The 26,586-nt window shown below is 71.5% G+C and carries 24 protein-coding genes and 2 pseudogenes; 12 read left to right on the forward strand and 14 right to left on the reverse strand.

Annotation, left to right across the window (positions count from 1 at the left end):
- The first annotated feature begins 51 nt into the window (after positions 1 to 51).
- The 3 genes from ACFYZ8_RS17920 (at position 52) to ACFYZ8_RS17930 (ending at position 3,016) form a co-directional block, all read left to right on the forward strand.
- Positions 52 to 1,809 (forward strand): SpoIIE family protein phosphatase, encoded by a 1,758-nt coding sequence (locus tag ACFYZ8_RS17920; RefSeq protein WP_388530151.1) that lies wholly within the window; start codon positions 52 to 54, stop codon positions 1,807 to 1,809.
- A 275-nt stretch (positions 1,810 to 2,084) separates the two neighbouring features.
- Positions 2,085 to 2,459: a hypothetical protein gene (locus ACFYZ8_RS17925; RefSeq protein WP_359028252.1), complete on the forward strand. Its 375-nt coding sequence runs from the start codon at positions 2,085 to 2,087 to the stop codon at positions 2,457 to 2,459.
- A gap of 152 nt (positions 2,460 to 2,611) precedes the next feature.
- The gene (locus ACFYZ8_RS17930; protein WP_359028251.1) at positions 2,612 to 3,016 is read left to right on the forward strand and encodes a metalloregulator ArsR/SmtB family transcription factor; all 405 of its coding nucleotides are present in this window, start codon (positions 2,612 to 2,614) and stop codon (positions 3,014 to 3,016) included.
- Here ACFYZ8_RS17930 and ACFYZ8_RS17935 read toward each other — a convergent pair.
- Genes ACFYZ8_RS17935 through ACFYZ8_RS17945 form a run of 3 tightly spaced genes read right to left on the reverse strand, consistent with a single transcriptional unit; the run spans position 2,976 to position 5,673 of the window.
- Positions 2,976 to 3,524: a hypothetical protein gene (locus ACFYZ8_RS17935; protein ID WP_388530146.1), complete on the reverse strand. Its 549-nt coding sequence runs from the start codon at positions 3,522 to 3,524 to the stop codon at positions 2,976 to 2,978. The genes ACFYZ8_RS17930 and ACFYZ8_RS17935 overlap by 41 nt on opposite strands.
- Positions 3,521 to 4,981 carry an ATP-binding protein gene (locus ACFYZ8_RS17940; RefSeq protein WP_388530143.1) on the reverse strand — a complete coding sequence of 487 codons (1,461 nt, stop codon included), beginning with the start codon at positions 4,979 to 4,981 and terminating at the stop codon, positions 3,521 to 3,523. Before ACFYZ8_RS17940 ends, ACFYZ8_RS17935 begins: the two co-directional genes overlap by 4 nt.
- Entirely contained in the window at positions 4,978 to 5,673 is a 696-nt protein-coding gene (locus ACFYZ8_RS17945) for a response regulator (RefSeq protein ID WP_388530140.1), read from the reverse strand. Before ACFYZ8_RS17945 ends, ACFYZ8_RS17940 begins: the two co-directional genes overlap by 4 nt.
- Positions 5,674 to 5,831: 158 nt before the next feature.
- Between ACFYZ8_RS17945 and ACFYZ8_RS17950 the strand changes: the two genes are divergently transcribed.
- Together ACFYZ8_RS17950 and ACFYZ8_RS17955 are read left to right on the forward strand one after the other, a co-directional pair.
- The gene (locus tag ACFYZ8_RS17950) at positions 5,832 to 6,614 is read left to right on the forward strand and encodes a DUF3152 domain-containing protein (RefSeq protein WP_388530137.1); all 783 of its coding nucleotides are present in this window, start codon (positions 5,832 to 5,834) and stop codon (positions 6,612 to 6,614) included.
- Between the two features lie 63 nt (positions 6,615 to 6,677).
- On the forward strand, positions 6,678 to 10,034 hold the full coding sequence (locus tag ACFYZ8_RS17955) for a S8 family serine peptidase (protein ID WP_388532061.1): 3,357 nt from the start codon (positions 6,678 to 6,680) through the stop codon (positions 10,032 to 10,034).
- A gap of 95 nt (positions 10,035 to 10,129) precedes the next feature.
- Here ACFYZ8_RS17955 and ACFYZ8_RS17960 read toward each other — a convergent pair whose 3' ends face one another.
- Entirely contained in the window at positions 10,130 to 10,852 is a 723-nt protein-coding gene (locus ACFYZ8_RS17960) for an alpha/beta hydrolase (RefSeq protein WP_388530134.1), read from the reverse strand.
- A 203-nt stretch (positions 10,853 to 11,055) separates the two neighbouring features.
- Positions 11,056 to 12,348 carry an MFS transporter gene (locus ACFYZ8_RS17965; protein ID WP_388530131.1) on the reverse strand — a complete coding sequence of 431 codons (1,293 nt, stop codon included), beginning with the start codon at positions 12,346 to 12,348 and terminating at the stop codon, positions 11,056 to 11,058.
- Positions 12,349 to 12,871: 523 nt separating this feature from the next.
- Here ACFYZ8_RS17965 and ACFYZ8_RS17970 point away from each other — a divergent pair.
- Positions 12,872 to 12,967 (forward strand): annotated as a pseudogene (locus ACFYZ8_RS17970) (hypothetical protein); the annotation flags it as partial.
- Between the two features lie 26 nt (positions 12,968 to 12,993).
- On the opposite strand, the gene ACFYZ8_RS17975 reads toward ACFYZ8_RS17970, so the two are convergent.
- The 4 genes from ACFYZ8_RS17975 to ACFYZ8_RS17990 all read right to left on the reverse strand — a co-directional run bounded on the left by ACFYZ8_RS17975 (position 12,994) and on the right by ACFYZ8_RS17990 (position 15,121).
- Complete coding sequence (locus ACFYZ8_RS17975; protein ID WP_388530128.1) at positions 12,994 to 13,155, reverse strand: hypothetical protein; 162 nt, start codon at positions 13,153 to 13,155, stop codon at positions 12,994 to 12,996.
- Positions 13,152 to 13,715 carry a dihydrofolate reductase family protein gene (locus tag ACFYZ8_RS17980; protein ID WP_388530125.1) on the reverse strand — a complete coding sequence of 188 codons (564 nt, stop codon included), beginning with the start codon at positions 13,713 to 13,715 and terminating at the stop codon, positions 13,152 to 13,154. The genes ACFYZ8_RS17975 and ACFYZ8_RS17980 overlap by 4 nt, the downstream gene beginning before the upstream one ends.
- A 71-nt stretch (positions 13,716 to 13,786) precedes the next feature.
- Entirely contained in the window at positions 13,787 to 14,632 is an 846-nt protein-coding gene (locus tag ACFYZ8_RS17985) for an RNA polymerase subunit sigma-70 (protein ID WP_388530122.1), read from the reverse strand.
- Positions 14,633 to 14,692: 60 nt separating this feature from the next.
- The gene (locus ACFYZ8_RS17990; RefSeq protein ID WP_359028241.1) at positions 14,693 to 15,121 is read right to left on the reverse strand and encodes a YjbQ family protein; all 429 of its coding nucleotides are present in this window, start codon (positions 15,119 to 15,121) and stop codon (positions 14,693 to 14,695) included.
- Between the two features lie 140 nt (positions 15,122 to 15,261).
- On the opposite strand from ACFYZ8_RS17990, the gene ACFYZ8_RS17995 reads away from it, so the two are divergent.
- From ACFYZ8_RS17995 to ACFYZ8_RS18015, 5 genes are all read left to right on the forward strand, one after another.
- Complete coding sequence (locus ACFYZ8_RS17995; RefSeq protein ID WP_349817350.1) at positions 15,262 to 15,345, forward strand: putative leader peptide; 84 nt, start codon at positions 15,262 to 15,264, stop codon at positions 15,343 to 15,345.
- Between the two features lie 126 nt (positions 15,346 to 15,471).
- Complete coding sequence (locus tag ACFYZ8_RS18000; RefSeq protein WP_388530118.1) at positions 15,472 to 16,371, forward strand: ABC transporter permease; 900 nt, start codon at positions 15,472 to 15,474, stop codon at positions 16,369 to 16,371.
- On the forward strand, positions 16,344 to 17,135 hold the full coding sequence (locus ACFYZ8_RS18005) for an ABC transporter ATP-binding protein (protein ID WP_388530115.1): 792 nt from the start codon (positions 16,344 to 16,346) through the stop codon (positions 17,133 to 17,135). Before ACFYZ8_RS18000 ends, ACFYZ8_RS18005 begins: the two co-directional genes overlap by 28 nt.
- Positions 17,136 to 17,179: 44 nt before the next feature.
- The gene (locus tag ACFYZ8_RS18010) at positions 17,180 to 18,202 is read left to right on the forward strand and encodes an ABC transporter substrate-binding protein (RefSeq protein WP_359028238.1); all 1,023 of its coding nucleotides are present in this window, start codon (positions 17,180 to 17,182) and stop codon (positions 18,200 to 18,202) included.
- Between the two features lie 55 nt (positions 18,203 to 18,257).
- On the forward strand, positions 18,258 to 19,334 hold the full coding sequence (locus tag ACFYZ8_RS18015; RefSeq protein WP_388530112.1) for an NAD(P)-binding domain-containing protein: 1,077 nt from the start codon (positions 18,258 to 18,260) through the stop codon (positions 19,332 to 19,334).
- Between the two features lie 12 nt (positions 19,335 to 19,346).
- Here ACFYZ8_RS18015 and mltG read toward each other — a convergent pair whose 3' ends face one another.
- Together mltG and ACFYZ8_RS18025 are read right to left on the reverse strand one after the other, a co-directional pair.
- Complete coding sequence (gene mltG / locus ACFYZ8_RS18020; RefSeq protein ID WP_388530109.1) at positions 19,347 to 20,195, reverse strand: endolytic transglycosylase MltG; 849 nt, start codon at positions 20,193 to 20,195, stop codon at positions 19,347 to 19,349.
- 63 nt (positions 20,196 to 20,258) lie between these two features.
- Positions 20,259 to 22,133 (reverse strand): ABC transporter ATP-binding protein, encoded by a 1,875-nt coding sequence (locus tag ACFYZ8_RS18025; protein ID WP_388530106.1) that lies wholly within the window; start codon positions 22,131 to 22,133, stop codon positions 20,259 to 20,261.
- A 94-nt stretch (positions 22,134 to 22,227) separates the two neighbouring features.
- Here ACFYZ8_RS18025 and ACFYZ8_RS18030 point away from each other — a divergent pair, with 94 nt between their 5' ends.
- Positions 22,228 to 22,665 (forward strand): MarR family winged helix-turn-helix transcriptional regulator, encoded by a 438-nt coding sequence (locus ACFYZ8_RS18030; RefSeq protein ID WP_388530103.1) that lies wholly within the window; start codon positions 22,228 to 22,230, stop codon positions 22,663 to 22,665.
- Positions 22,666 to 22,730: 65 nt separating this feature from the next.
- Here ACFYZ8_RS18030 and ACFYZ8_RS18035 read toward each other — a convergent pair whose 3' ends face one another.
- The 3 genes and pseudogenes from ACFYZ8_RS18035 to ACFYZ8_RS18045 all read right to left on the reverse strand — a co-directional run bounded on the left by ACFYZ8_RS18035 (position 22,731) and on the right by ACFYZ8_RS18045 (position 26,532).
- A complete protein-coding gene (locus tag ACFYZ8_RS18035) occupies positions 22,731 to 24,116 on the reverse strand; it encodes a cation:dicarboxylate symporter family transporter (protein WP_359036355.1) in 1,386 nt (461 codons plus the stop codon).
- 169 nt (positions 24,117 to 24,285) lie between these two features.
- Positions 24,286 to 25,935 (reverse strand): peptide-N4-asparagine amidase, encoded by a 1,650-nt coding sequence (locus tag ACFYZ8_RS18040; protein WP_388530100.1) that lies wholly within the window; start codon positions 25,933 to 25,935, stop codon positions 24,286 to 24,288.
- Positions 25,936 to 25,991: 56 nt separating this feature from the next.
- Positions 25,992 to 26,532, reverse strand: a pseudogene (locus tag ACFYZ8_RS18045) (hypothetical protein).
- Positions 26,533 to 26,586 lie beyond the last annotated feature (54 nt).

The following is a 26,586-nucleotide window of genomic DNA, read 5'->3' on the forward strand; positions in this document are numbered from 1 at the left end:
TACGCCATAAGTATGACGAATCGGACTCCGGCCTTCGAGGAATCGCACCAGATGACCCACCCCCGTCTGTCCGCGCGCTCCGCCCCTTTCCTGTCCTCGGGGACACTGCGGGAGCTGTCGGAGGCGGCCCGGGCGGCGGGGACGGGCCAGGTGCTGGACGAGCTGTGGACGGCCCGCCGGTTCCTCGACGGGACGCCGGCGGCCGTCGCGGTCCTCGACGCCGAGCTGCGCTATCTCTACCTCAACGACACCCTGGCGGAGTTCAACGGACTGCCCGTCGAGGAGCACCTCGGCCGCCCCATGCCGGAGGTGATCCCCGGCTCCGGGCCCTCGGCGGAGGTGGCCCGCGAGGTGATGCGCACCGGACGGCCGCAGACGGTCGTGTTCGACGGCCGGGTGCCCGTCGACACGGTGGACGTGCCGCGCTGGTGGCTCGGTGCCTTCCACCGCCTGGAGGGCGAGGACGGCGAGATCCTCGGTGTCGCCGCCGTCGTCATGGAGGTGACCGAGGGCATCCGCCAGCGCGAGTCGCTCAGGCGGGCCCAGGAGCGTCTGGAGCTGCTGGAGGAGACCGCCGTCCGGGTCGGCGGCACCCTCGACGCGGCCGAGGCCTGCCGGGCGCTGACCGGTCTGCTGGTGCCGCGGTTCGCCGACTACGCCGCCGTGGACGTGCTCGACCCCGAGGGCACCCGCCGAGCCCCGGCCACTCCCGTCCCGGTGCGGCTGCGCCGCATGGCGGTGGCCGCCGCTCCCGGTATGCCCGCGCCGCTCACCCCCGCGACCAGAAGCGGCGAGGTGATCTTCCACCAGGCCAGTTCGTCGATGTCCCAGGTGCTGACCGGGCACAAGCCCATGGTGCTCAACCGTCCCGACGACGACGCCGTGCGTCAGCTCGCCCCCACCCCGCAGCGGCTGGAGCGCTATCGCGCCCTGGAGCTGCACTCCGCGGCCTACCTGCCTCTCATGGTCGGCGGCGAGCCCGTCGGGGCCGTCATGGTCGGGCGGCGGGCGGACTCCCCCGAGTTCACGCCGGACGAGGTCGACCTGCTGGAACTGCTGACCTCGCGGGCCGCGACGGGCATCGGCCACGCCCTGCGCTACACCCACGAGCACGAGACCGTGCTGGAGATGCAGCGCGCGTTCCTGGCCACCCCGCACATACCGGGGCCTGGTGTGGAGATCGCCAGCCGCTATCTGCCCGCGGGACGGGGCGCCGAGGTGGGCGGCGACTGGTTCGACGCCGTCGCCCTGCCCTGCGGACGCACCCTGCTCGTGGTCGGGGACGTCATGGGGCACGGGGTGCGGGCCGCCGCGGCCATGAGCGAGTACCGCTCGCTGCTGCGCGCGCTGGCCCTCCAGGGGCTCGCCCCCGACCGGCTGCTCGCCGAGGCGGACCGCACCGCCCACGCGCTCGACCTGGACCGCGTCGCCACGTGTGTGCTGGCGCTCCTGGACCCCGCCGCCGAACTCGCCGTCCTCGCCACCGCCGGCCATGTCCCGCCTCTGCTGGTCAGGCCGGGCACCGCCCCCGAACTCGCGGACCTCCCCGTCGGCCCCCCTCTCGGCACCGGCTCCGGCGGATACGCCGCCCGGCACTGCCCACTGCCGCCGGGAAGTGTGCTGCTCGCCTACACCGACGGGCTCGTCGAGCGGCGCGGCCAGGACATCGACGCGGGCCTCGCCGCCCTCACCGCCACGCCCATCGCCGCCGGACACGCCCTGCCGGACGTCCTCGACACCGTCCTCGACGGGCTGGCCCCGGCGAACTCGGAGGACGACGTGACACTGCTGGCGGCCCGCACGCAGTAGGGCGGCGCGGGCCGCGGTGACGTTCCTGAGTGGATCAGCCTTCACGGAAGAGCGGGGGCGGTCGCCTCGGCCGTTCGGCCGTTCCGTCGTCATCTTCCGTCCCCTGATGGCCAGTTGTGGTGCAGCAGACGGTCTCTTCGGTAGGGCGTTCAGTCAACGCGGGGCAGTCCCGAAGACCCCGTGCCTCGCCGCCGCCACGCGCATACGTTCCCGGCATCCGGCGGACGGACCCGACCACGGGCCCGCCGCGATCCACAGGCACAAAGGGAGGCACCGTGGCGAGTGTGGAAGTGTCGCTGAAGGAGATGATGGCCGGGACGGAAGGGGCCATGGCGGCCGCGGTGGTCGACTACACCAGCGGAATGGCGCTGGGCACCCTGGGCGGCGGCAAGGACCTGGACACGACGGTCGCGGCGGCCGGCAACACCGACGTCATCCGCGCCAAGGTCCGCACCATGGAGCAACTGGGGCTCAAGAGCAACATCGAGGACATCCTGATCACGCTCGAGCACCAGTACCACCTCATCCGCCTGGTCACCGGCCGCAACGGCAACGGACTGTTCCTCTACCTGGTCCTCGACAAGGCCCGCTCGAACCTGGCGATGGCCCGGCACCAACTCAAGCGCGTGGAGGAGCAGTTGGAGATCTAGACCGCTCCCTGCCGGGGACGCCGCGCGCCCACGATGTGAAGACTTCTTCAAGTCGCCACATCCACATGAGTCCAACCCGTGGCCGCTCGGCGTCCCCGGCCAGAAGGATCGACACCGACACCCCGTACCGTCCGGCAGGGAGCGAGCGGCCGATGCACGTCCCCCTCTACCAGGCCAAGGCGGACTTCTTCCGCATGCTCGGCCACCCGGTGCGCATCCGCGTCCTGGAGCTGCTCCAGCACGGGCCCGTACCGGTGCGCGATCTGCTCGCCGACATCGACATCGAACCCTCCAGCCTCTCCCAGCAGTTGGCGGTTCTGCGGCGCTCCGGCATCGTCGTGTCCATCCGTGAGGGCTCCACGGTGAGTTACGCCCTCGCCGGCGGTGACGTAGCCGAATTGCTGCGCGCCGCCCGCCGCATCCTCACCGAGCTCCTGGCGGGCCAGAACCGGCTCCTGAGCCAGCTCCAGCAGGCCGACACCGCCCGGGCCGAACTCCCCGCGGCGGGAGGCCTCCTCACCGATACAGATCGGGGCAGCCCTCGTCCGACCCCCTGACCCGCCATCCGCCGGCGCCGGACACCTCCGCCGCCACCGGGTCGGCCGAGGGGCGGGTGAGCCGGTACGCGGCGGCGGCCGTGCAGATCATCTGCCGCACGCCCACGTCGCTCAACCGGTCCATGCCGTGCGGGAGCCGGATCGTCATCGTGTCCCCCTTCGCTGTCACCGTCGGGGCCTTGGGTGTCGGCGGGCGGGGCGCGTCGGCGGGCTCCGTCGGTAGCGGCGCCATGGTCGGCAGGCCCGGTACCTCGGTGGCGAGGCGCCCCGTGCTCCCCTCCCCGTCCAGCGGGCCGGCCATCAGCAGCCGTAGCGCCGCCTCCGGGTCGCCGGGCAGCCCGGTCGTGCGCGGCATGGCGACGAGGGCGCCGTTGTCGACGAAGTAGACCGGCGTCATCGGGAGGGTCCCGCTCGCCGGGCCGCCCGCCTGCACCACCCCGGTCGCGGGGATCCCGCAGGAGGTGAGCGCGAGCAGCGCCAGCAGCGGGACGCGGCGCAAAGCCTTCATGACGGGTTCTCCTCGGGCCACTCGTCCCGCCGCAGCGGAAGTTCGACGGTGAAGACGGCGCCGCCCTCGGGGTGGTTGGCCGCGCGCACGGTCCCGCCGTGGATGCGGACGTTCTCCGCGGTGATGGACAGGCCGAGACCGCTGCCCTCCGAGCGGGTCCGGGCGGTGTCCGACTTGTAGAACCGCTCGAAGACATGGGGCAGGACGTGGGACGGGATGCCCGGGCCGCTGTCCCGTACCTCGATGACGGCCACCCCGTCGCCGGCGCTCAGGCGCACCCGCACCGGACGGGCGCCGTGCTTGAGGGCGTTGCCGGCCAGGTTGGCGACGACCACGTCGAGGCGGCGCGGGTCGACACGTCCGCGCACCGCGTCCGGTGGGGGCAGATCGGTGGTCACCGTGTCCGTCCAGCCGCGGGAGGCGAGGGTGCGGCGGATCGACTCGGCGAGGTCGATCTCGTCCAGGTGCAGCACCGCCGCGCCCGCGTCGAAGCGGGAGATCTCCATCAGGTCGTCGACGAGACGGGCGAGTTTGACGGTCTCCTCGCTGATGAGCCGGACCGCGGTGGCCGTGTCCGGGTCCAGCCGGGCGGCGTCCTCGTCGAGGACGTCGGTGACCGCGGACATGGCGGCGAGCGGGGTGCGCAGTTCGTGCGAGACGTCGGCGGCGAAGCGGCGGGCCCGGGACTCCATCTCGCGCAACTCGGCGACGGACGACTCCAGTGCGGCGGCCGTCTCGTTGAACGTGTGGGACAGGTCCGCGAGTTCGTCCGAGCCGTTGACCGCGAGCCGGGTGTCCAGGCGCCCTTCGGCGATCCGGCGGGTGGCGAGCCGCAGCTTGCGCACAGGCACCAGCACCCCGCGGGCGGCGAGGAGCGCGAGCACGACGGCGAGCGCGAGGGCCACCACCATGGCCCGTTCGACAGCGGTGACCAGGGCGTCGACGTACGCCTGTTCCGTGGTCTGCGGAACGACGAGGAACACGTGGACCCCGGTGACCGTGGCGGCGGTGCCCCGGCCGCCGAAGAGGATCGACATGCCGACGACGAGGGACGTGCGCCCCTCGCCGCGCACCCGCTGGAAGACAGTGGCCCGGCTGGTTCCGACGGCCTCCCGCAGGGCGGGAGTCACCTCGGTGAAGGGGTCTCCCGGCGCGGAGGAGCCGCTGAGGTCCCCGTAGGTCACCAGTACCCGCCAGCTGCCCTGCGACTCGGTGGCCGCCACGTCCTGCGCGAACTCCCGCAGCGCCGACTCCTCGGGGGGCACGGCGAGTTCGGCGGCATGCTGGTTGAGCTGTGCCCGCAGTTGTCTGATGGTGGCGTCCTGGCTCTGCTGGAGCACTCCGGTGCGCGCCTCCCGGAAGGTCAGGGCACCGGTCGTGATGGCCGCGACGGCGGCGACGAGCCCGAAGGCGACCACGAGGCGGGCGCGCAGGCCCCGCAGCCGGCGCTTCCTCACGGCGCGGTGAAGCGGTAGCCGAAACCGCGCACGGTGTGGATGTAGCGGGGTGCGCGGGGCGGCTCGGACATCTTGGTGCGCAGTCGTTTGACGCAGGCGTCCACGAGGCGGGCGTCGCCGTGATAGTCGTGCTCCCAGACGGCCTCCAGGAGTTGCTGGCGGCTGAACACCTGGCCCGGTGAGGCGGAGAGGGTCAGCAGGAGCCGCAGTTCGGAGGGGGCGAGGGCGATCGGCTCGCCGTTCAGGGTGACGGTCAGGCCGGCCCGGTCGACGGCGAGGTCGCCGTAGGTGTCGATCTTCGGCAGGCTCCCGGCTCCGGGCGCCCCTCCGGCCGCGCGGCGCAGGACGGCGCGTATGCGCGCGTCGAGCACGCGGGCCAGTACGGGTTTGACGACGTAGTCGTCGGCGCCGGCCTCCAGACCGACGACGATGTCCACCTCCTCGCCCCGCGCGGTCGCCATGATGATCGGCAGGGTCTGGTCGACGGCCCGTATGCCCCGGCACACGTCCAGGCCGGTCATGCCGGGCAGCATCAGATCGAGGACGACGATGTCGGGCCGGAAGGACCGCAGCCGGTCCATGCCCTCCTCGCCGGTCGCGGTGGCGGCGACGTCATGGTTCTGACGGCGCAGGGCCAGGGCGACGCCCTCCCGCACGGCGGGGTCGTCCTCGATCAGCAGTACACGTGACATGCGCACAGTATCCACATGACCATGACCACAAGGAGGGTTATCGGTTCGTTATCTTCCGGGCCAGATCCGATCACATGGCGATCACATCGTGAACGACCGTGACAGCGCACAAACGAAACCCCGCCGGCCGCCGTCGCCGCAAGCGTGCCGAGCGGAGCGTGAAGAGCCAACTGACGGGCGGCCTGGCCGCGTTGGCGGTCTTCGCGGCCGTCGGTGGCGCGGTGGTGGCGTGGCTGCCGTCCGACGCGGGTCGAACCTCCGCGACTCCAACGCCCGTCGAGAGTCCGTCCGTTGGGAGCCCGGGGCCGCAACGGACCACCGGGGCACCGGAACCGGAGGAGTCCAGCGCCCCGCCCAGCCCCTCCACGACTCCCCTCCCCGAGAGCGGTCCGGGGACCTTCGTCACCGCGCCCGGCGGAAGCGGGCGGGTCGGCAAGGGCACGCCGCTGCGCTACCGGGTCGAGGTGGAGAACGGCATCACGATCTCCCCCGAGGACGTCGCCGCACAGGTGGAGCGGACCCTGGCCGACCCGCGCGGCTGGACGGCCGACGGACACTCGGCGTTCCAGCGGGTGTCCAGCGGCCCCACCGACTTCGTGGTCCGCCTCGCCACCCCGGCGACCGTCGACAAGAAGTGCGCCGAGGCCGGCCTCGACACCGGCGGCAAGGTCAACTGCAGCGTGAACCACTACGTGATGGTCAACCTCAGACGCTGGGTGCTGGCGACCGAGTTCTACACGAAGGACGTCGTCGGGTACCGCTCGCTGATCATCAACCACGAGGTGGGCCACTTCCTCGGCCACGGCCATGTGACCTGCCCCGGCAAGGGGCAGCCGGCCCCCGCCATGATGCAGCAGATCAAGGGCCTGCTCGGCTGCGTCCCCAATGTCTGGCCGTACGACAGCGACGGCCGTCCCCTCACGGGCCCCTCCGTCCCGTGATGTCTTGATCCCCGACTGTCAGGAGTTCAGATGGAGTTACGCGTGCGCCACAGACATGCGGCCATGGCCGCGGGAGTGGCTTCCGTGACACTGGTCCTCGCCGGGCTGCCGGCCGGCGCGGGAGCCGCGGACGGCACTTCCGCGAGGAGCGCCCGTACCGCCTCCGCGGTGAAGACGGTCACGCTGGTCACCGGTGACCGGGTCCTGGTGGACGGCACCGGCCAGGTCTCCGGCGTGGAGCGGGCGCGGGGCCGGGGTGACGTGCCGTTCTCGATCCGGGTCGTCGCCGGGCACATCCAGGTCGTGCCCGGTGACGCCGAACTGCTGCTCGCCGACGGCACGTTGGACCCGCGGTTGTTCGACGTCACCCAGCTGGTCAAGGACGGCTACGACGACGCGGGCCGCGCCGACCTCCCGCTGATCGTCACGTTCCGCGGCAAGAAGGCCCCCTCGACGAGCCCGTTCACCGAGGCCGGGGCGCGGATGGGCCGCCCGTTGCCCGCCGTCAACGGCAGGGCGATGCGCTCGGCGAAGAAGCGCGGCGCCGGGTTCTGGAAGGCCGTCACCCACAAGTCCACCGCGGGCGCGGCCGAGTTCACCTCCTCGGCCGGCGTGGAGAAACTGTGGCTCGACGGGAAGCGCCGGGCCTCCCTCGACAAAAGCGTCCCGCAGGTCGGCGCGCCGACCGCCTGGGCCGCGGGATTCGACGGCACGGGCACCAAGGTCGCCGTACTGGACACCGGAGTGGACACCACCCACGCCGACCTGGCGCACCAGGTGATCGAGGAGCAGGACTTCTCGGGGTCCTCCGGTCCCTCCGACAAGTTCGGCCACGGCACGCACGTGGCGTCCATCGTGGCCGGTACGGGTGCCAGATCGGACGGCAAGTACAAGGGCGTCGCGCCGGGGGCGAAGCTCCTCAACGGCAAGGTCCTGGACGACACCGGCTTCGGCTCGGACTCCGGGATCATCGCCGGCATGGAGTGGGCGGTGGCCCGGGGCGCGGACGTCGTCAACCTCAGCCTCGGCGGCACCGACTTTCCGGGCGTCGACCCGCTGGAGGAGACGGTCAACCGGCTCTCCGCCGAGTCCGACACCCTGTTCGTCATCGCGGCGGGCAACGAGGGCGAGTTCGGCGAGGGGACCGTCGGCTCGCCCGGCAGCGCCGACTCCGCGCTCACCGTCGGCGCGGTCGACAAGTCCGACGCCCTCGCGGACTTCTCCAGCCGCGGTCCCCGCGTCGGTGACGGCGGGGTCAAGCCGGACCTGACCGCGCCCGGTGCCGCGATCACCGCCGCGGCGGCGGCCGGCAGCATCCTGGAGGAGGAGTACCCCTCCGACATCCCCGGCTACCTCACCATCGACGGCACCTCCATGGCCACCCCGCACGTCGCGGGCGCCGCCGCGATCCTCGCCCAGCAGCACCCCGACTGGAGCGGTGAGCGGCTCAAGGCGGTGCTCACGGGTTCCGCGAAGCCGGGCTCGTACAGCTCCTTCCAGCAGGGCACCGGGCGCACCGACCTGGTCCGGGCGCTGGACCAGAGCGTCGTCACCGAGCAGGGACCGGTCGACTTCGGCGAGCAGCTGTGGCCGCACGACGACGACAAGCCGGTCACCAAGCAGCTCACCTACCGCAACCTCGGGTCGGAGCCGGTCACCCTGGACCTGTCCGTGGACGCCCACGCGGTGGACGGAAAACCCGCGGCCGAGGGCATGTTCGCCGTCTCCCCGCAGCGGATCACCGTTCCGGCGGGCGGCCAGGCGAGCGCGGATGTCACCGCGGACACCCGCGCGGGCACCGCGGACGGCAGCTTCGGCGGCTCGGTGACGGCCGTCTCCGCCGACGGCAAGGTGCGGGTGCGCTCCGCCGTGGGCGTGGAGCGCGAGGTCGAGTCGTACAGCCTGACCCTGAAGCACATCGACGAGAACGGTGAGCCGACCGGTGACGCCGCCACCTCCGTGGCGGGCCTCTACAGCGACTTCTACGACGAGTACGCCGACGAGCGGGACGGCGAGGTGTCGGTACGCCTGCCCAAGGCCGACTACATCATCAGTGGGGTGATCCACCCGGCGACGTCGTCCGCGACGCACGCCGTGCTGGTCGAGCCGAAGGTGCGGCTGGACAAGGACATGACCATCACCGTCGACGCCCGGAAGGCGAAGCCGGTGGACGTCACCGTGCCGGACCCGGCGGCGAAGGGCGCCGACGCCACGGTCGCGATCGGCTACGGGCGGGGCGAGGGGCAGCGGGACGCCTTCCTGCAGTACCTGCTGCCCACCTTCGAGGGGTCCCGGTTCGGGCGGCTCGTCCCGGGCACGTCCGTGGACGGACTGACCTCCCTGTACTCGGGCGGCTGGACCGGCGAGGACGCGGACGGCGGGCCGGTCCACTACAACCTGGCCTGGTACCGGGAGGGCGACTTCGACGGCTTCACCGCGAAGGTCCGGCGCGAGCAGCTCGCCAAGGTCGGCCTCCAGGCGGGTGAGGCGGTCGACGGCCGGCGCGTCCAGGCCGAGGTGACCGCGCACCTGCCCGGCGGACAGCTGGTGAGCACCTACACCGACATGCGCGGCGACCTGCCGTTCCGCAGCACCGAGTACATCCTCGGCAACGGTGTGAAGTGGTCGCTGCGCAGCTGGCAGGTCTCGGGTGAGGGCCGCGACTCGGTCTTCGAGAGCTTCCAGATGCGCATGCCGAGGACCTGGCAGGCCGGACACACCTACCGGGAGCGCTTCGGCGTCGGCGTCTTCGGTCCCGTCCTGAACGGCCCCGGGGACCTCGGACCGGCCAGGGGCTTCCCCGGTGCCGGCCGCGACGGCAACACGCTCAGGGCCTATCTGCCGCTGTTCGGCGACGGATCCGGGCACTGGGGCACCAGCGACACGACCGCGGTGACGACCAGGCTGGAGGCCGACGGCAAGGAGATCACCGACGACTACGGCATCCCGCCGACCGACGGAGTCACCGAGTACACGCTTCCGGCGGCGGACACCGCGTACAAGCTGACCGTCGACAACTCCCGTGACCCGGCCGTGTATCCGGTCAGCACCCGCGTCCGGGCCGAGTGGACCTTCCGCTCGGCGAAGACCCCCGAGGGCGACTTCACCGCGGTGCCCCTGTCGACGATCCGCTTCAGCCCGGACCTGACCCTGGCCAGCACGGCGAAGGCGGGCAAGCCCTTCGAGGTGCCCTTCACCATCGAGGGCGCGGCAGCCGGACAGCACCCGGCGAAGCTCGCCTTCCAGGTGTCGTACGACGACGGAGCCACCTGGCAACCCGCCAAGTCCGTGGGCGGCACGCACCTGTCGCTGCGGCACCCGGCGAAGGCGGGCACCGTCTCCCTGCGCGCCCAGCTGACCGACCGGGCGGGCAACACCCTGACCCAGACGATCGAAAGGGCCTATCTGACCACCCCGTAACCCTTCCGCACGCAGCTCTGCCCGGGACGGCGTCGCCGCTGTCCCGGGCAGAGTCACGGCCCCGTCCGCCTGCTACCGGCCCGGCGGCCCCGGTCTCACCTCAGGTGGCGGCCGAAGAACCGGTTGCTGTCCTCCAGCTCGAACCACGGGGTGCCGGTGTGGCCGCCCAGGTTGGCGTGCAGGGTCTTCTCCTTGCTGCCGAAGGAGTCGAAGAGGTCCAGGGCCCGCTGCCGGGGGTTTCCTTCGTCGTCCCACTGCAACAACATCAACAGCGGGATGGTGATCTGCCGGGCCTGCTCGCGCTGGGCGCGGGGCACGAAGCCGCCCGCGAAGAAGCCGGCGGCCGCGATGCGCGGCTCGGTCGCCGCCAGCCGGATACCGAGGGCCATCCACCCCGAGAAGCCCACCGGGCCGGAGATCCCGGGCAGTTCGAGGAGGGCGTCGAGGGTGGTCAGCCAGTCCGGGGCCGCCTTGTCGACCAGCGGGCCGACGAAGGACTCGAAGATCTCGTCGACCGGCTCACCGGCCTGCATCGCCCGGCGGAGCTCGGCGCGGGCCTGTTCGTCGGCGGCGGAACGGGGCCGGTCACCGCACCCCTCGGCATCGATGGTGGCCACCGTGCAGCCGCTCGCCGCGGTGATCCGGGCCCGGGCGACCAGCCGGGAGTCCTTCTTGGGCAGGCCGTTGTTGTGGGCGATCAGAACCAGCGGGGCGGGTGTGGCGGAGTCGGGCGTCCACAGGGTGCCGGGGATCTGGCCGAGGGTGAACTCGCGCTCGAGGACGCCGTCGTCGAGGCGCTGTTCGGAAGTGAAGCGCATGGTCGTGCCTTTCGGGAGTGCGCAGGAACGGCGCTCCCGGACGACCTATCGCCCGACCGTGACCCCGGAGGAGAGCACCCACGTCAACAGTGTGTTCACGGGTACCACCTCCTCGTCGTCTCGCACGGCCTCCGGCAAGGTAGCAGGGGCGGTCGCGGTCCGCCAACGCGTTTTCACGGAGGCTTCGGGGACGGCTCCGCCGCCTACGCGCTGTCGGCCGCCGCTGTGCTCGGGGGCGGCCCGCCCGGGGTGCCGGCGCCCTCCGACGGGCCGCCCGGGGTGCCGAAGCGGATGCCCTTGGCCTCCTTGCCGACGGCGCTCAGCACGATCACCACGGCGAGGGCGGGCACCACGGTCCACGTCATCGCCGCCGGATAGCCGTGCCGTTCGGCCAGGGCCTCCTGGATCGGCAGGTTGAGGGCGGCGATCAGGTTGCCTAGCTGGTAGGTCACGCCCGGATAGAAGCCGCGGATCGCGTCCGGGCTCATCTCGGTCAGGTGGGCGGGGATGACGCCCCAGGCGCCCTGGACGCACATCTGCATGAGGAAGGAGGAGAGCATCAGCCAGCCGACGGTCGTGGACAGCACGAAGAAGGGCACCACGACCAGGCCCCCGGCCGCCGCGATCATGATGGTGCGGCGGCGTCCCAGCCGCTCGGAGAAGGCGCCGAGCAGCGCGCCTCCGATGATGGCGCCGATGTTGTAGACGACGGCGATGGCGATGGAGGTGTCCGGGGACAGACCCAGGCCCTTCTTGACGAAGGTCGGGTAGATGTCCTGGGTGCCGTGCGACATCCAGTTGAAGGCGGTCATCAGCGCCACGAGGTACACGAAGCGCTTCAGCACCGCCGGGTTCCTGAACACCTGGTAGGCCGGGGTGCGGTTGAGCTTGACGCTCCTCTCCCACACCTCGCTCTCCTCCACCCGGGTCCGCACCCACAGGGCGACCAGGGCGGGCACCAGGCTGAAGGCGAACAACCCGCGCCAGCCGAAGGCGGGTTCGATGACGAAGAACGCCACGGCGGCGAGCAGGTAGCCCAGCGAGTAGCCGCTCTGGAGGAGCCCCGACCAGAATCCGCGCCGCTCGGCGGGGATCTTCTCCATCGCGAGGGCCGCGCCCAGGCCCCACTCGCCGCCCATGCCGATGCCGTACAGCAGGCGAAGGACCAGCAGGACGGTGTAGTTGGGAGCGAAGGCGCAGGCGAATCCGACGATCGAGTAGAAGACCACGTCGACCATCAGGGGCGTGCGCCGACCCCGGCGGTCCGCCCACATGCCGAAGACGAAGGCGCCGACGGGCCGCATCACGAGGGTGGCGGTGGTGAGGAAGGCCATGTCGGTGAGGGAGACATGGAAGTCGTCGGCTATCTCGCTGTAGACGAGGACCACCAGGAAGTAGTCGAACGCGTCCATCGCCCAGCCCAGATAGGCCGCCACGAACGCGTTGCGCTGGTCCTTGGTGAGTCCCGTCGCCTGCTCTCGTACGGTCGTCAGCATGCCGGTCCTTCCCACGGTTCCGCAGGTGAGGCTAGGTCGGGACGGCGGGAGAGACAACGCATGCACGGGCAAAGCGAGAGCCACAATTACCCCAAGCCGAGGGGAGGTTCTGGGCCCGGCTCACTCTTCGCACCCGCACAGCGCCCCCGTCTGCTGACGAGACGCGGCTGGTCTCCCCTGCCCTGCGTCCAGGGAGCAGTCGTTCGCCGACTCCGGGCCGACGGTCCGTGAGGCGGGCGGCCGCGCCCCCCTGCCGAGCCGGCGTTCGAGGGCCGTGACCGCCGTGCGGTAGCAGGGCTCGAGCGGGCGCAGCCGGTCCGGGAACAGGTCGGCCAGGGCGTCGGTGTGGGTGCCGCCCTCGATGCGGTAGTAGCGGTGCAGCCCGCCCCGTCACCTCGACACCATCTGCTCCAGCTACCACACCGCCCGCTTCTGGGGACTCGACGGCGGCGGCCAGGACACCGGCGCACTGCCCGCGCCCACGGGGCTGACGGTCACCGGGACCACCGACACCACCGCGGCCCTGAGCTGGAACGCGGTACCCGCAGCGGCCTCGTACACCGTCCACCGGGACGGCGCGAAGGTGGGCGCCGCCCCGTCGACCGCGTACACCGACACCGGCCTGGCCACCGGGTCGACGTACCGCTACACCGTGGCCGCCGTCGACTCGGCGGGGGTGCCGGGCGCGGTCTCCCCGGTGCTGGCCGCGACCACCACCGGGTTCACGCCCACCTGCCACTCCGGCTGTCCGGCCTGATCCCGTCGTCGCCGCGCCGGGGCCGCCGTCCACCGCTGCTTCGAGGTCATCGGGCGGCCCTCCGGTAGCGGGTGAGGACGGCGGCACCGACCTGCTCGGCGGCCAGGCACTCCAGGTCGGCGTGCGGTCCCTCGGCCGGGAAGAGCCGCCGGCCGGTGCCGAGGACGACCGGGAAGGACAGCAGCCGGTACTCGTCGACCAGGTCCGCGGCCCTGAGCCGGTCCACGACGCTCAGGCTTCCGGCGACCACCACGTCCCGCCGCTCGCTCTTGACGGCCTCGGCCGGGTCGCCGTCGAGGAGCCGCGAGTTCGCCCACGCCGACGTGTCCGCGGCGGTGAGGGTGCGGGAGGCGACCAGCTTCGGGACGGCGTTCATCCGCGCGGAGAACGGGTCGGCCCGGCCCGGCCAGAGCCGCGCGAACAGCTGCCACGTGGCACGCCCGAGCAGCAGCACCCCGTCGTCCAGGGTGCGGCCGAGCCGGAACTTGTCCCCGGCGACCGCCTCCGGCCCGTACCGGAACGCCCAGCCGCCCAGCGGCGTGCCCGCGGACCCGTCCGGGTCGGACACGACCCCGTCCACGGTGATGAACTCGATGACGACGACACTCACGATGAGACTCCCCTCGGTTCGGTGCTCACCGGTATGTACCGGCCGCACCGCCCCGACTCATCGCCGTCCGCTCAGAACCCGTCGGCGGGCATCTCGCGTGGCAGCCCGAACGCGTCGAAGACGGCCGGATCGGCGAACACGACGTTGCCCGCGACCCGACCACCCCTGACGGTGAAGACCTGCAACGTGTGCAGCCGGTGACCGCCGCCGGGCTCCGGCGCGTACGCGGCGAGCGCCCGCTGTCCGCTGGCGGTCAGTTCCCGGGTGCGCCAGCCCGTGCCGCGCAGCGCGAACACCCGCTCCATGAACCGTCCGTAGTCCCGGGTGCCCCGGTACCACAGCGGCACCGGCGGCATCTCCAGCACCACGTCGTCGGCGAGCAGCCGTACCAGGGCGGGCACGTCCGCGGCCTCGAACGCCCGCTGGTACCGCTGGACGACCGCCCGCACCTCGGGGTCGTCCGGTTCGGTGACCGCGCCGACGTCACCCACGTCGGCGAGGGCCGCGCGGGCACGTTGCAGCGCGCTGTTGACCGCCGCGACCGTGGTCCCCAACTGCCCGGCGACCTCGGCGGCGGTGAAGCCCAGCACCTCGCGCAGTACGAGGACCGCCCGCTGCCGCGCGGGCAGGAGCTGCACCGCGGCCACCCACGCGAGCCGCAGATCGGCCCGCACCTCCACGTCGAACCGCGGGTCGGGGAACGGCTCCAGCCAGGGCACGTCGAGCGCCGGCACCAGCGGCGCCCCGGGATCGTCGCTCGCCACCCCCAGCCCGGACGGCAGGGGACGCCGCTCGTGCCCCTCCAGCGCGGTCAGACACGCGTTGGTCGCGATCCGGTACAGCCAGGTCCGCACCGACGCGCGCGCCGGATCGTAGCGGTGGCGGGCCTTCCAGGCACGCAGCAGCGTCTCCTGCACTCGAAGTCCACCGGCTCGAAGTCCACCGGCTCGAACTCCACCGGCTCCCGTTTCACCGGCTCAGGAACCGGCGAGGAAGGTGAGGCGGACCTTGCGCTGCGGGTTGTCCTTGTTCGTGTCCACCAGACACACCGACTGCCAAGTCCCCAGCTCCAGCTGCCCGTTGATCACCGGCAGTGTGGCGTGCGGAGGCACGATCGCGGGGAGGACGTGGTCGCGGCCGTGGCCGGGGCTGCCGTGCCGGTGCTGCCAGCGGTCGTCGGCGGGCAGGAGGGTGTGGAGGGCGGCCAGGAGGTCGTCGTCACTGCCGGCGCCCGTCTCGATGATCGCCACGCCGGCTGTCGCGTGCGGGATGAAGACGTTCAGGAGGCCGTCGCTGCCCGCGGCGACCTCCCTGAGGAAGGCCTCGCAGTCGCCGGTGAGGTCGACGATCCGCTCCGACGAACCGGAGGCGACGTTCAGGACTCGGGTGGTGAAAGCGTCTGACATGCCCCCATCCTCACCCCTGGCGCCGGATTCACTCGTCATCCAGAGCTCATCCCGCTCATCCGGTTCATCCCGCGATACGGCTGGTCCAGTCCGCGAGACACCATTGACCTTGGTCACGCCGACTGGCTAGCTTCGGCAGCATGTTGCGTTCAGCCCTGCTCACCACGCGCGGTCACATCGACCTGCTGCGGGTGGCCTCCGCCGCGTGTCGCCGCGGCTGCTGACGCCCTCTTTTCCCCGCTCTCCCCACCCTCGCTCCGCTGACCGGCACGCGTACTGATCCGTGCCCGTCTGTGCTGCGGCGTCGAGGCGAATCCCTCACCGGTCGCTCTCCCCCTCCGTGGAGCATCATGAGCATCAGCCATGCCCCGCCGGGCTCCCCCGGGCCCGACATTTCGGAAACGTCCCGCCAGGATGCCGTCGCGTCCGCTGCCCCGGGCCCCGTTCCCGACCTCGAACCCATCGTCCCCGCCTCCTCCCGCCGCACCCGCGTGCCCCGCTGGCTGCGCCGCACCACCGGCCCGGTCCTGCTGCTGGCGTTGTGGCAACTCCTCAGCAGTACAGGTGTGTTGACGGCCGACGTGCTCGCCTCACCCGGCCGTATCGCCCAGGTCGCGGGTGACCTGGTCGCCGACGGTTCGCTGGCCTCGGCGATGACGACCTCGCTCCAGCGGGTCGCGGGCGGACTGCTCCTCGGGACCCTCATCGGCACCGGACTCGCCCTCGTCTCAGGCCTGTTCCGGGTCGGCGAGGACATCGTGGACGCCCCGGTGCAGATGCTGCGGACCGTGCCGTTCGTCGGTCTGATCCCGCTGTTCATCATCTGGTTCGGCATCGGCGAGGCCCCGAAGATCGCCATCATCACGCTCGGCGTGACCTTTCCGCTGTACCTCAACGTCTACGCGGGCATCCGTGGCGTGGACGCGCAGTTGATCGAGGCCGGGGAGTCCCTCGGGCTCTCGCGGTGGGGGCTCGTCCGGCATGTCATCCTGCCGGGCGCGCTGCCCGGTGCCATGACCGGCCTGCGCTACTCGCTCGGCATCGCCTGGCTCGCGCTCGTCTTCGCCGAGCAGGTCAACGCGGACTCCGGCATCGGCTTCCTGATGGTGCAGGCGCGGGACTTCCTGCGCACCGACGTCATCGTGGTCTGCCTGATCGTGTACGCCTTCCTCGGCCTGCTGGCCGACTTCATCGTCCGCTCCCTCGAAAGGCTGCTGCTGCAATGGCGACCGACGTTCACCGGCCGGTGAGCCCCCAGGCGTCCGGCGCCCTCGAAGCCCCTGACGCACCCGAGGCGCTCCGGCCCGCCCAGGCCGTGCGCGTCCAGGGGCTGACCCGCTCCTTCGACGGCCGGGCTGTCATCGACGACCTCCGACTGGACGTCGAGCCGGGTGAGTTCGTGGCCCTGCTGGGCCGCAGCGGCTGCGGCAAGTCGACCCTGCTGCGCATCCTCGCCGGACTCGACCGGGACATCGAGGGCACCGTCCTGGTCCCCCGCCGCAAGGCGGTCGCCTTCCAGGCACCCCGCCTGATGCCGTGGAAGAAGGTGTGGCGCAACGTCCTGCTGGGCCTGCCCGGCAAGCCCGACCGTGCCGTCGCCGACCAGGCCCTGGAGGAGGTCGGCCTGAGCCACCGCAGCGACGCCTGGCCCAAGACCCTGTCCGGCGGCGAAGCACAACGCGCCTCCCTGGCAAGGGCGTTGGTCCGCGAGCCCGATCTCCTGCTGCTGGACGAGCCGTTCGGCGCCCTCGACGCGCTCACCAGGATCAAGGCCCAGCGTCTCGTGGGCGAGTTGTGGCAGCGCCGCGGCTGCGCGGTGCTCCTGGTGACGCATGACGTCGAGGAGGCCGTGCTGCTCGCCGACCGGGTCCTCGTGATGGACGAGGGCGTCATCGCGCACGAGCAGCAGATCGACCTCGACCGGCCGCGCGACATCACCGACCCCCGGTTCGCGGAGATCCGCGGACAGCTCCTGGAGCGCCTGGGCGTCGACACCGCGGCCGAAGCCGCCTGAACTCCCCCCGACCACAGCCAAGTTCCACAGAACGGATCCCCTCCATGCGACGTCGCCTCGCCCCCGCCGCACTGCTCCTCCCGCTCGCCCTCCTGCTCACCGCCTGCGGTGGAAACGCGTCCGCCGGTACGGGCTCCGACACCGACGGCAAGGGTTCGCTCACGCTCGACGTCGGTGACCAGAAGGGCGGTTCGGAGGCGATCCTGCGCGCCGCCGGGGAGCTCGACAACCTCGACTACAAGATCAAGTGGTCGACCTTCACCTCCGGCCCGCCGCTTCTTGAGGCCGTCAACGCCAAGGCCGTCGACATCGGCGGCGTCGGCAACACCCCGCCGGTGTTCGCGGCCGGCGCCGGCTCGAAGATCTCCGTGGTGGCCGCCTGGCACGGCACGTCCACGGGCGACGCCGTCCTCGTGCCGAACGGCTCGAAGCTGACCGATCCCGCCCAGCTCAAGGGCAAGTCCGTCGCCGTGGCGCAGGGGTCGTCCGCCAACTACCAGCTGGTCGCATCCCTCAAGAAGGCCGGGCTGGGGCTGGGCGACGTGAAGGTCAAGTACCTCCAGCCGGCCGACGCCCTCGCCGCGTTCACCTCCGGCAAGGTCGACGCGTGGGCGGTGTGGGACCCGTACACCTCGCAGATCCTCCAGGCGAAGCAGGGCCGCGTGCTGACCACCGGGGAGGGTGTCACCAACGGTCTGACCTTCCAGGTGGCGGCGCCGAGCGCACTGAAGGACAAGAAGAAGGCCGCCGCGATCAAGGACTATCTGGAGCGGCTCCGGCGCGCCTACAAGTGGGTCTACTCCCATGAGCCGGAGTGGGCGAAGGTCTGGGCGAAGGAGACGGGGCTGCCCGAGGACGTGGCGCTGGCCGCGGTGAAGCGCACCTACACCACCCGGGTGGCGGTGGCGGTGGACCAGCAGCTCGTCGCCTCCGAACAGGAGATCGCGGACACGTTCACCTCGCTGAAGCTGATCCCGGGGAAGGTCGACTTCGGGAACTTCGTGGACACGCGGTTCAACGGCAAGCTGCCCCCGTCGACCTCCGCGCCCCGGCCCTCCGAGAGCTGACCCCTCCGAGGGCCGCCACGGGAAGATCCACGGCCTCGCCACGGTTGGTAGAAGCGTGAACAACATGCGCGAGGTCGAGGTAGTGGTCATAGGCGCTGGTCAGGCGGGCCTGTCCAGCGCCTATCACCTGCGCCGCACCGGCTTCGAGCCGGAGCGCGACTTCGTGGTCCTCGACCATTCCCCCGCCCCCGGCGGCGCCTGGCAGTTCCGGTGGCCCTCGCTGACGTACGGCAAGGTCCACGGCATGCACGCGCTGCCGGGCATGGAGCTCACAGGCGCCGATCCGGAGCGGCCGTCGGCGGAGGTGATCGCCGCGTACTTCACGGAGTACGAGCGAGCCTTCGACCTTCGCGTACGGCGCCCTGTCGACGTCCGCGCGGTCCGGGAGGGCGGCGACCGGAGGCTGCTCGTGGAGACCTCGGACGGCACCTGGTCGGCGCGAGCCCTGATCAACGCGACCGGCACCTGGGACCGGCCGTTCTGGCCGCGCTATCCCGGCCAGGAGACCTTCCGGGGGCGGCAGTTGCACACCGCGCAGTACCCCGGGCCCGAGGCGTTCGCCGGGCTGCGGGTGGTCGTGGTGGGCGGGGGCGCGTCCGGCACCCAGCACCTCATGGAGCTCGCCCCCTACGCTGCCGCCACCACCTGGGTGACCAGGCGCGAACCCGTGTTCCGTGAGGGCCCCTTCACCGAGGACGTCGGCCGGGAGGCCGTGGCGCTCGTCGAGGAGCGGGTCCGGCAGGGGCTGCCCCCGAAGAGCGTGGTGTCGGTCACCGGGCTGCCGCTCAACGACGCGGTCCGGCAGGCGATCGCGGACGGGGTCCTGGACCGGCAGCCCATGTTCGACCGGATCACGCCCGAGGGCGTGGAGTGGAACGACGGCCGGCGCGTCGACGCCGACGTGATTCTGTGGGCGACCGGGTTCCGGGCCGCGGTCGACCATCTGGCCCCGCTGAAGCTGCGCGAGCCGGGTGGCGGGATCCGGGTCGAGGGCACCCGCGCGGTCGCCGACCCGCGGATCCACCTCGTCGGCTACGGCCCCTCGGCGAGCACCATCGGCGCCAACCGCGCGGGCCGCGCGGCCGTTCGGGACATCAGGCGGCTGCTCGCGGCGGAAACCGTCGCCGCCTGACCCCCGCCAAATTCAGCCCGCCTTCGCGGACTTGCGCTGGTTCTTGTTGAACTCGGCCACGTTGCGCCGGTGTTCCGCGAAGTTGTTCGTGAAGCGGGTGTCCCCCGGCTTCACCGTCACGAAGTACAGCCAGTCCCCCGGGGGCGGGTTGATCGCCGCGCGCATCGCGTCCTCGCCCGGGTTGTCGATCGGAGTCGGCGGCAGCCCCATGCGCTGGTACGAGTTGTAGGGGCTGTCGATCCGGACGTCCGCGCTGGTCGTCTTCAGGGTGGAGCGGTTCAGCGCGTAGTTGATGGTGGAGTCCATCTGCAACGGCATGCCGCGCTCCAGCCGGTTGAAGATGACCCGGGCCACCTTTCCCATGTCGGCCCTGGTCGCCGCTTCGGCCTGGACGATGCTCGCGATGGTGACGGCCTGGTAGACGTTCATCGCGTTGCTCTGGGCGCCGGCCGCGACGGGGGCGCCGTTGAACTTCTTGTTCGCGGTGTCGACCATGAACGACAGCAGCGCCTCGGGCGTCGTCTTCTTCCCGCCCCGCTCCAGCGGATACGTCGCCGGGAAGAGGTAGCCCTCCGGGTTGCCCTCCGCGTCACCGGGCAGCTTGAGGTTCGCCTTGCCCAGCGACTTCTTGGCCGTGCCCGGCGGCAGGGCCAGGGACTTGTCGACGGCGTCGTAGATCTGCCCGGCCCGCCAGCCCTCCGGGATCACCAGGGTGGCCGGCTTCCGCTCCCCCTCGTCGCCCAGGCTCAGCAGCGGCACCGCCACGGCGGTTCCGGCCACGACGGCCCCGGTCGCGATGAGGACGAGTCGGCCCCGGCGCGTCAGTCGAATCGTGCTCCGTGGCGGAGTGTTCATGTGCATGCGGGCACGGTAACCCTCATACAGTCACAATCCGGGCATATCTTCGGCTTGTCGGGTTCCGGTTCAGCTGGTCGGTTCCAGCTGCGCGTCCCCGGGTGCGGGCTCCAGCTGCGCGTCCTCGGGTGCGGGCTCCAACCGCGCGTCCCGGCGTACGAGCTCCGCGTACCGCCCCTCCTGCTCCAGCAGTTCCTCGTGCGTCCCGCGCTCGGCCACCCGCCCGGAGTCGAGGACCACGATCTGGTCGGCGCCGCGGATGGTGGACAGGCGGTGCGCGATGGTGAGCGTGGTGCGGTTGGCCGAGAGCGCGTCGATGGCCGCCTGCACGGCGTGCTCGGTGCGGGTGTCCAGGGCGCTGGTCGCCTCGTCCAGGATGAGGACGGGCGGGTCCCGGAGAATGGTCCGCGCGATGGCGAGGCGCTGCTTCTCCCCACCGGAGAACCGGTGGCCGCGCTCGCCGACGACCGTGTCGTACCCGTCCGGCAGCGAGGCGATGTGGTCGTGGATCTGGGCCGCCCGCGCCGCCTGTTCGAGCTCCTCGTCGGTCGCGTCGGGCTTGGCGAAGCGGAGGTTGTCGGCGACCGAGGCGTGGAAGAGGTACGTCTCCTGCGAGACGACCCCGATGGCCCGCGCGAGGGTGTCGAAGTCGAGGTCGCGGACGTCGACCCCGTCGAGGGTGACCCGGCCGCCGGTCACGTCGTAGAGCCGCGGGACCAGATAGCCCAGCGTGGACTTGCCGGCGCCGGTCGGGCCGACGACCGCGAGACTGCTGCCCGCGGGGACGTCGATGTCGATGCCGTCGAGGATGGGTCCCCGCTTGTCCTTGTCCTCGTCGCTGCCGTCGTACCGGAACTCGACGTTCTCCAGGCGGACCTCGCCCTTGACGCGGTCGAGGTGGACCGGGTTCTCGCGCTCGGTGATGTCGATCGGCAGGTCGAGGTACTCGAAGATGCGCTGGAAGAGCGCGAGCGAGGTCTGGATCTGGACGCCGGTCGACAGCAGGCTCACGGCCGGGCGGAACAGGCCCTGCTGGAGCGAGACGAAGGCGACGATGGTGCCGATGGAGATGTCCGGGCCGCCGGTCTGGAGGGCGATGCCCGCGGTCCAGTAGATGAAGGCGGGCATCGCGGACATGACGATGCCGATGACGGCCATGCGCCAGCGGCCGGCCATGTTCGAGCGCACTTCGAGGTCGACCAGTCCCTCGGACTCGTCGGCGAAGGACCGGGTCAGCGAGTCGGAGCGGCCCATGGTGCGGCCGAGCAGGATGCCGCTGACGGAGAGCGACTCGGTGACGGTGGCGGCCATCGCGGCCATCTGCTTCTGGCGCTGGGTGGTGATCTTCTTGCGTTCGTTGCCGACGCGGCGGCTGATCCACACGAACACCGGGAGCAGCAGCAGCGAGACGGCGGTCAGCCGCCAGTCGAGGGCGATCATCGCGACGATCGTGGCGACGACGCTGGTCAGGTTGGAGACCAGGGAGGTCGCGGTGGAGGTGACGGTGGCCTGCATGCCGCCGATGTCGTTGGCGATGCGGGACTGCACTTCGCCGGTGCGGGTGCGGGTGAAGAAGGCGAGCGACATGCGCTGGAGGCGGCCGTAGACCGCGGTGCGCAGGTCGTGCATGACGCGCTGGCCGACCGTCGTGGAGATCAGGGTCTGGAGCACGCCGAAGATGCCGGTGAGGACGGCGCTGAGGATCATGCCCAGCGCGAGCAGGCTGAGCAGCCCGGTGCGGCCCTCGGGGATGGCCACGTCCAGCGTTTCCTTCAGCAGGAACGGGGTGGCCACGGTGACGAGGGAGGAGGCACCGACCAGCAGGCCGACGACGGCGAGCCGGGCGCGGTAGGGCTTGAAGAGCCGGAGGATGCGGCGCACCTGGCGGGGCTGGTCGGTCGCGGTGCCGGGGGCGGGGGTCCAGTCGATGTGATCGCGGGGCATGGTCTCCTACGGAGGGTGAGGTGGAGAGGACCAGCGGAGCCTAGTCCATTGTTACCTATGCTCACAATGAAATAGGTCCTGATATTGTTCCCGTATGACCACGCCCGATTCCGACAGTCTGCTGGCCGAGCAGTTGCTCAGGCTCACGCGCCGGGTGCACCGCATCCAGAAGCGGCAGCTCCACGAGCGCGGTCTCGGCGTGACCCCGGCCCAGTCCCGGCTGCTGCGCACCCTCGCGCACTGGGAGACGCCGCCCCGCATGGCCGATCTCGCGGAGCGCCTTGAGGTGGTGCCTCGTGCGGTGACGAGCCTGGTCGACGGTCTGGAGGCAGGCGGCAAGGTCCGGCGGGTGCCCGATCCGGCCAACCGGCGGGTGATCCGCATCGAGCTCACCGAGGACGGCGTGAAGACGCTCCAGGAGCTGCGGGACGTACGCAGGGCCGCCGCGAAGGAGATCCTCGCCCCCTTGTCGGGCGCACAGCGCGAGGTGCTGGGCCGGTTGCTGGACACCTTGGCGGACGGACCGTGCTGAACGGGGCGTGGCCACCACTGGGATGAAGTGGTGGCCACGCCCCGTTCGGGTACTGGTGTCAGCCGTCAGCCGACCTCGGGTACGGGCTCGCTGGGGGTCTTCGTCAGTACCGGCTGGTCGGCGGAGTCCGCGGGTACGGGCTCGTCCTCCGCCGCGGGCGCGACCTCGCCGTCCAGCACCTTCTTCGCCTTGTCGATGTCCAGCGCCCCCTCCCAGCGGGAGACCGCGAAGACGGCGACACAGTTGCCGAGCAGGTTCGTCACGACGCGCATCGAGTCCATGATGCGGTCCACGCCGAGAAGCAGGGCCACGGCACCTGCGGGGATGGCGCCCAGCGAGGACGCCGTGGCGGACAGGGCGAGGAAGGCCGAGCCGGGGATGCCCGCCATGCCCTTGCTGGTCAGCATGAGCACCAGGACCACGGTGATCTGCTGGCCGAGGCTGAGGTCGACGCCCACCGCCTGGGCGATGAACAGCGTGCCGATGGAGAGGTAGAGCGAGGCGCCGTCGAGGTTGAAGGAGTACCCGGTCGGCAGCACCAGGCCGACCGCGTCGTCGCGGGCGCCGGCCTTGCGCAGCTTCTGCATCACGCGCGGCATGACGGACTCGGTGGACGCGGTGCCGAGCGCGAGCAGCATCTCCTCGCGGATGTAGCGCAGGAACTTCCAGAGGCTGAGCCCGGTGAGCGCCTTGAGCGCGACGGCCAGCAGCACGATGAAGAGCGCGGCGGCCACGTAGCACAGGACGATCAGCTTGGCGTAGGTCTCGATGACACCGAGGCCGTACTGGCCGATCAGGACGGCCATCGCGCCGAAGACGGCGATCGGGGCGAGGCGCATCACGAAGCCGACGACCGCGAAGATGATCTCCTGGGCCTGCTCGATGGCGGGCAGCACCTGCGGGACCTTGGTGTGGCCGAGGTGCAGCAGCGCCGCGCCCACCAGACAGGCCAGGATGAGCACCTGGAGCAGGGAGTTCTCGGCGAAGGCGCCGATGAAGCTGGTGGGCAGCGCGTTGACGATGAACTCCGTCGTCGACGGCAGGTGCCCGCCGCCGGTCTTGGCGTCGACGGCCGCGCTGTTGAGGGTGGCCGGGTCGACATGCATCCCCGAGCCGGGCTGGACGACGTTGGCGGCGAGCAGACCGATGATCAGCGCGAGCGTGCTCGCCACCTCGAACCAGATCAGCGCCTTGAGCCCGATCCGGCCGAACGCCTTGAGGTCACCGGCCTTGGCGATGCCGACGACGACCACGCAGAACACGAGCGGCGAGATGATCGTCTTGATGAGCCGGGTGAAGCCGTCGCCGAGCGGCTGGAGGTCCGAGGCGAAGCCGGGCCACAGCTTTCCGACGAGGATGCCGAGCACGAGCGCGCAGGCGACCTGCGCGAAGAGAGAGGTACGCAGTATGCGTGCGACGCGTCGCGGCAGGGACGGGACGGACGGCGGCACGGGCACTCCTTGAGCGACGGGGACACGCAGAAGCCCGGGGAATACTTCTGCGATACGGAAAGCAGCTTCCGTGGAGATTCACTCTGGAGGGCCCGTTGATCACGCGCGAAACCGTCGCGTTTCAGCCGCGTAAATCGCCCTGCCTGTGACGCATCGCACACAACCTGCCTCAGCAGCCGTCGCGTTGTTCGGTCAGCACCCCCTGGACGGTGGTGAGGGAACGGTCGTAGCAGCCGCCCGAACCGCGGACCCGGTAGCGCTCGCTCGTCGTCCCGACCGCGTGCCGCTGGTCGCGCGGGACATTGATCGTGTACGTGGCGTCGCCCGCGTAGGTGTCGTCGAGCCGGTACCACGTGGTGCGGTGGCCCGCCCGGGTCCGCGTGACGTCGGCGCGGTCACCGAGGGTCAGCACGGTGCGCAGCCGGTCGCCCGCGCCGATGGTGGTCGTGCCGTCCATCGTGTACGTGCGGTGGGTGCGGGTGGTCCGGGCCGGGCCGGGGCCGTCGACGGTGACCGACTCGTCGTCCGCCCAGGTTCCCGTGAGCGCGTCCGGGTTCTCGCCGTCGGCCCAGCGATGGGTGGAGGTGTTCGCCAGCGAACGGCGGACGGTGGTCGTGACGCGGCCGTGCGAGGTGTCGACGTATCCGGCGACGGTGAGCCGGTGTTCACCCTCGGTGTCCACGCGGTGCTCCGAACCGGGCGTGTACGTCGAGGAGTCGGTGAGGTCGCCGGTCGTGTGCGTGGTGAGCTTCCCGGTGACGTGCGCACGCCCCGCGTCCTGCCAGACGAGGACGTTCACGGGGGCGCTCCAGCCCGACTGCCCCTCGGGTACGCCGACGACCGCGACCTCCACGCGGTGCGGGCGCCCGTCGTTGAGGATTCCGGCGAACGGGGTCAGGTCGTATTCGATCGGCTTGACGTCGAAGGCGCGGGGGCCCGGGACGACGTACCAGAGGAAGGGATTGGACCAGCCACCGGTCCACACGGTCGGGAACGGGGCCGCGATGCCGGCCAGTCGGCCGTCCACCTTGATCTGCACCTCGCGGTAGGGGCCGCCCTCGGCCTGGCAGGAGTACGGCGCGTTCGACGGCACCGCCAGATACCAGTACTCCTCGCAGCCGCCGCCCGAGCCGGTGGCGTACACCTCGGCGACGACGCGTTCGCTGTTGCGCGGGGTGGTGAGGGTCCCGCCGTCGAGCGTCAGCACGCGGTCCGGCACCGGGGCCGCGTGTCCCTCGCGGGCCGGGTAGAAGGTGAGTGTCACCTTCACGTCGATGATCCCGGTGTACGTGTCGTCGACGACGTTCCCGATGAGCATCTCTACGTCGTGGCGGGCGCGGAACGTGTCGCTGTAGCGCGTGAGGTCCTTCTCGACGGACCACTCGATGCCGTCGGGCGAGGGCTGCGGAGTGGACGTACGGAAGACTTCGACGCCGCCGATGTGCAGATACCCGAGCCGGTCGAACTGCCGTCCCCTGACCTTGCCGTCCATGCGCAGCACGACCTTGCTCCAGCGGTCGCCGCAGCTCGCGGGCGGGGTGTAGGTGCCGGTGTACGGAGTGAAGTCGCGGAACCGCGCCTCGGCGACCGTGACACGGCAGGACCTGCCCGAGGGCCTGCTGACGGGCGGTGCCGCGGTGACGGGGTCGTGCCAGTCGGTGCCGAACTCGGCGGGGACGTCGGCTGGCTGGGCCTGCGCGGACGGGGTCTTCGCGACTACGGCTGCCGCGGGCCGGGCGGGTGTCGCTCCGAGGAGGGTGCTCGCGCTCGCCAGGAGGGTCGCTCCGGCGAACATGGACATGACGATCCGTCTCTTCATGGCCGTGTTCTACGGCGCGTCCGGCATCTTCCGCAATGACGCCTCCCGCAGCGGACTCAGGCGTTCAGGCCGGCCCTGTCCCCCATCACCACCACGGGATGCCGGTCCGGATCGAGCGTGCGCAGCAGAGACCGCATCGCCGGCCTGGACACGCTGACACAGGCCGACGTACCGCTGCCGTGGTCCAGGTGCAGCCAGATGCCACCGCCCTGGGAGTAACCGCCGGGCCGGGTCTGGTCGTTCGGCGGGGTGCCCTCGACGCGGTTGTAGTCGATGGCGATGACGTAGTCGAAGTCGAAGTCGAAGTCGTGCCAGTAGGGCCTCGGCCACCAGCGCGGGGCCGCGATGGCGGCGGACCTGGTGTACGGCAGCCGGGCCCGGGGGTCCGGGAGCACGCCGCCCGCGTCGGGCATAGAGCACGGCGGTGGCGTCCGCGGAGTCCTTGCCGTCGCCGTAGACCACGACGACCTGGCGGGAGGCGGCGGGGACGCGGCGCTGGAGGCGGTCGCCGACGCCGGGGATGCGGGTGGGTGCCGCTCCGGGTTTGTCGGCGGCCCCAGCGGGTTCGCCGCCGCTGTGTTGCGGTCCGTACGGCACGGATCTGTACGGCTCGGATCTGTACGGCTCGGATCCGTACGGCTCGGCGGAAAA

The sequence above is a fragment of the Streptomyces sp. NPDC001668 genome (assembly GCF_042893155.1).
Taxonomy (GTDB): Bacteria; Actinomycetota; Actinomycetes; order Streptomycetales; family Streptomycetaceae; genus Streptomyces.

What these genes read in the sequence shown, in the direction of transcription:
- ACFYZ8_RS17920 (WP_388530151.1), top strand. Translation starts at nt 52, where the DNA reads ATGACCCACCCCCGTCTGTCCGCGCGCTCCGCCCCTTTCCTGTCCTCG.
- ACFYZ8_RS17930 (WP_359028251.1), top strand. Translation starts at nt 2,612, where the DNA reads ATGCACGTCCCCCTCTACCAGGCCAAGGCGGACTTCTTCCGCATGCTC.
- ACFYZ8_RS17935 (WP_388530146.1), bottom strand. Translation starts at nt 3,524, where the DNA reads ATGAAGGCTTTGCGCCGCGTCCCGCTGCTGGCGCTGCTCGCGCTCACC.
- ACFYZ8_RS17945 (WP_388530140.1), bottom strand. Translation starts at nt 5,673, where the DNA reads ATGTCACGTGTACTGCTGATCGAGGACGACCCCGCCGTGCGGGAGGGC.
- ACFYZ8_RS17955 (WP_388532061.1), top strand. Translation starts at nt 6,678, where the DNA reads ATGGCCGCGGGAGTGGCTTCCGTGACACTGGTCCTCGCCGGGCTGCCG.
- ACFYZ8_RS17960 (WP_388530134.1), bottom strand. Translation starts at nt 10,852, where the DNA reads ATGCGCTTCACTTCCGAACAGCGCCTCGACGACGGCGTCCTCGAGCGC.
- ACFYZ8_RS17965 (WP_388530131.1), bottom strand. Translation starts at nt 12,348, where the DNA reads ATGCTGACGACCGTACGAGAGCAGGCGACGGGACTCACCAAGGACCAG.
- ACFYZ8_RS17975 (WP_388530128.1), bottom strand. Translation starts at nt 13,155, where the DNA reads ATGACCTCGAAGCAGCGGTGGACGGCGGCCCCGGCGCGGCGACGACGG.
- ACFYZ8_RS17990 (WP_359028241.1), bottom strand. Translation starts at nt 15,121, where the DNA reads ATGTCAGACGCTTTCACCACCCGAGTCCTGAACGTCGCCTCCGGTTCG.
- ACFYZ8_RS17995 (WP_349817350.1), top strand. Translation starts at nt 15,262, where the DNA reads ATGTTGCGTTCAGCCCTGCTCACCACGCGCGGTCACATCGACCTGCTG.
- ACFYZ8_RS18000 (WP_388530118.1), top strand. Translation starts at nt 15,472, where the DNA reads ATGAGCATCAGCCATGCCCCGCCGGGCTCCCCCGGGCCCGACATTTCG.
- ACFYZ8_RS18005 (WP_388530115.1), top strand. Translation starts at nt 16,344, where the DNA reads ATGGCGACCGACGTTCACCGGCCGGTGAGCCCCCAGGCGTCCGGCGCC.
- ACFYZ8_RS18010 (WP_359028238.1), top strand. Translation starts at nt 17,180, where the DNA reads ATGCGACGTCGCCTCGCCCCCGCCGCACTGCTCCTCCCGCTCGCCCTC.
- mltG (WP_388530109.1), bottom strand. Translation starts at nt 20,195, where the DNA reads ATGCACATGAACACTCCGCCACGGAGCACGATTCGACTGACGCGCCGG.
- ACFYZ8_RS18025 (WP_388530106.1), bottom strand. Translation starts at nt 22,133, where the DNA reads ATGCCCCGCGATCACATCGACTGGACCCCCGCCCCCGGCACCGCGACC.
- ACFYZ8_RS18030 (WP_388530103.1), top strand. Translation starts at nt 22,228, where the DNA reads ATGACCACGCCCGATTCCGACAGTCTGCTGGCCGAGCAGTTGCTCAGG.
- ACFYZ8_RS18040 (WP_388530100.1), bottom strand. Translation starts at nt 25,935, where the DNA reads ATGAAGAGACGGATCGTCATGTCCATGTTCGCCGGAGCGACCCTCCTG.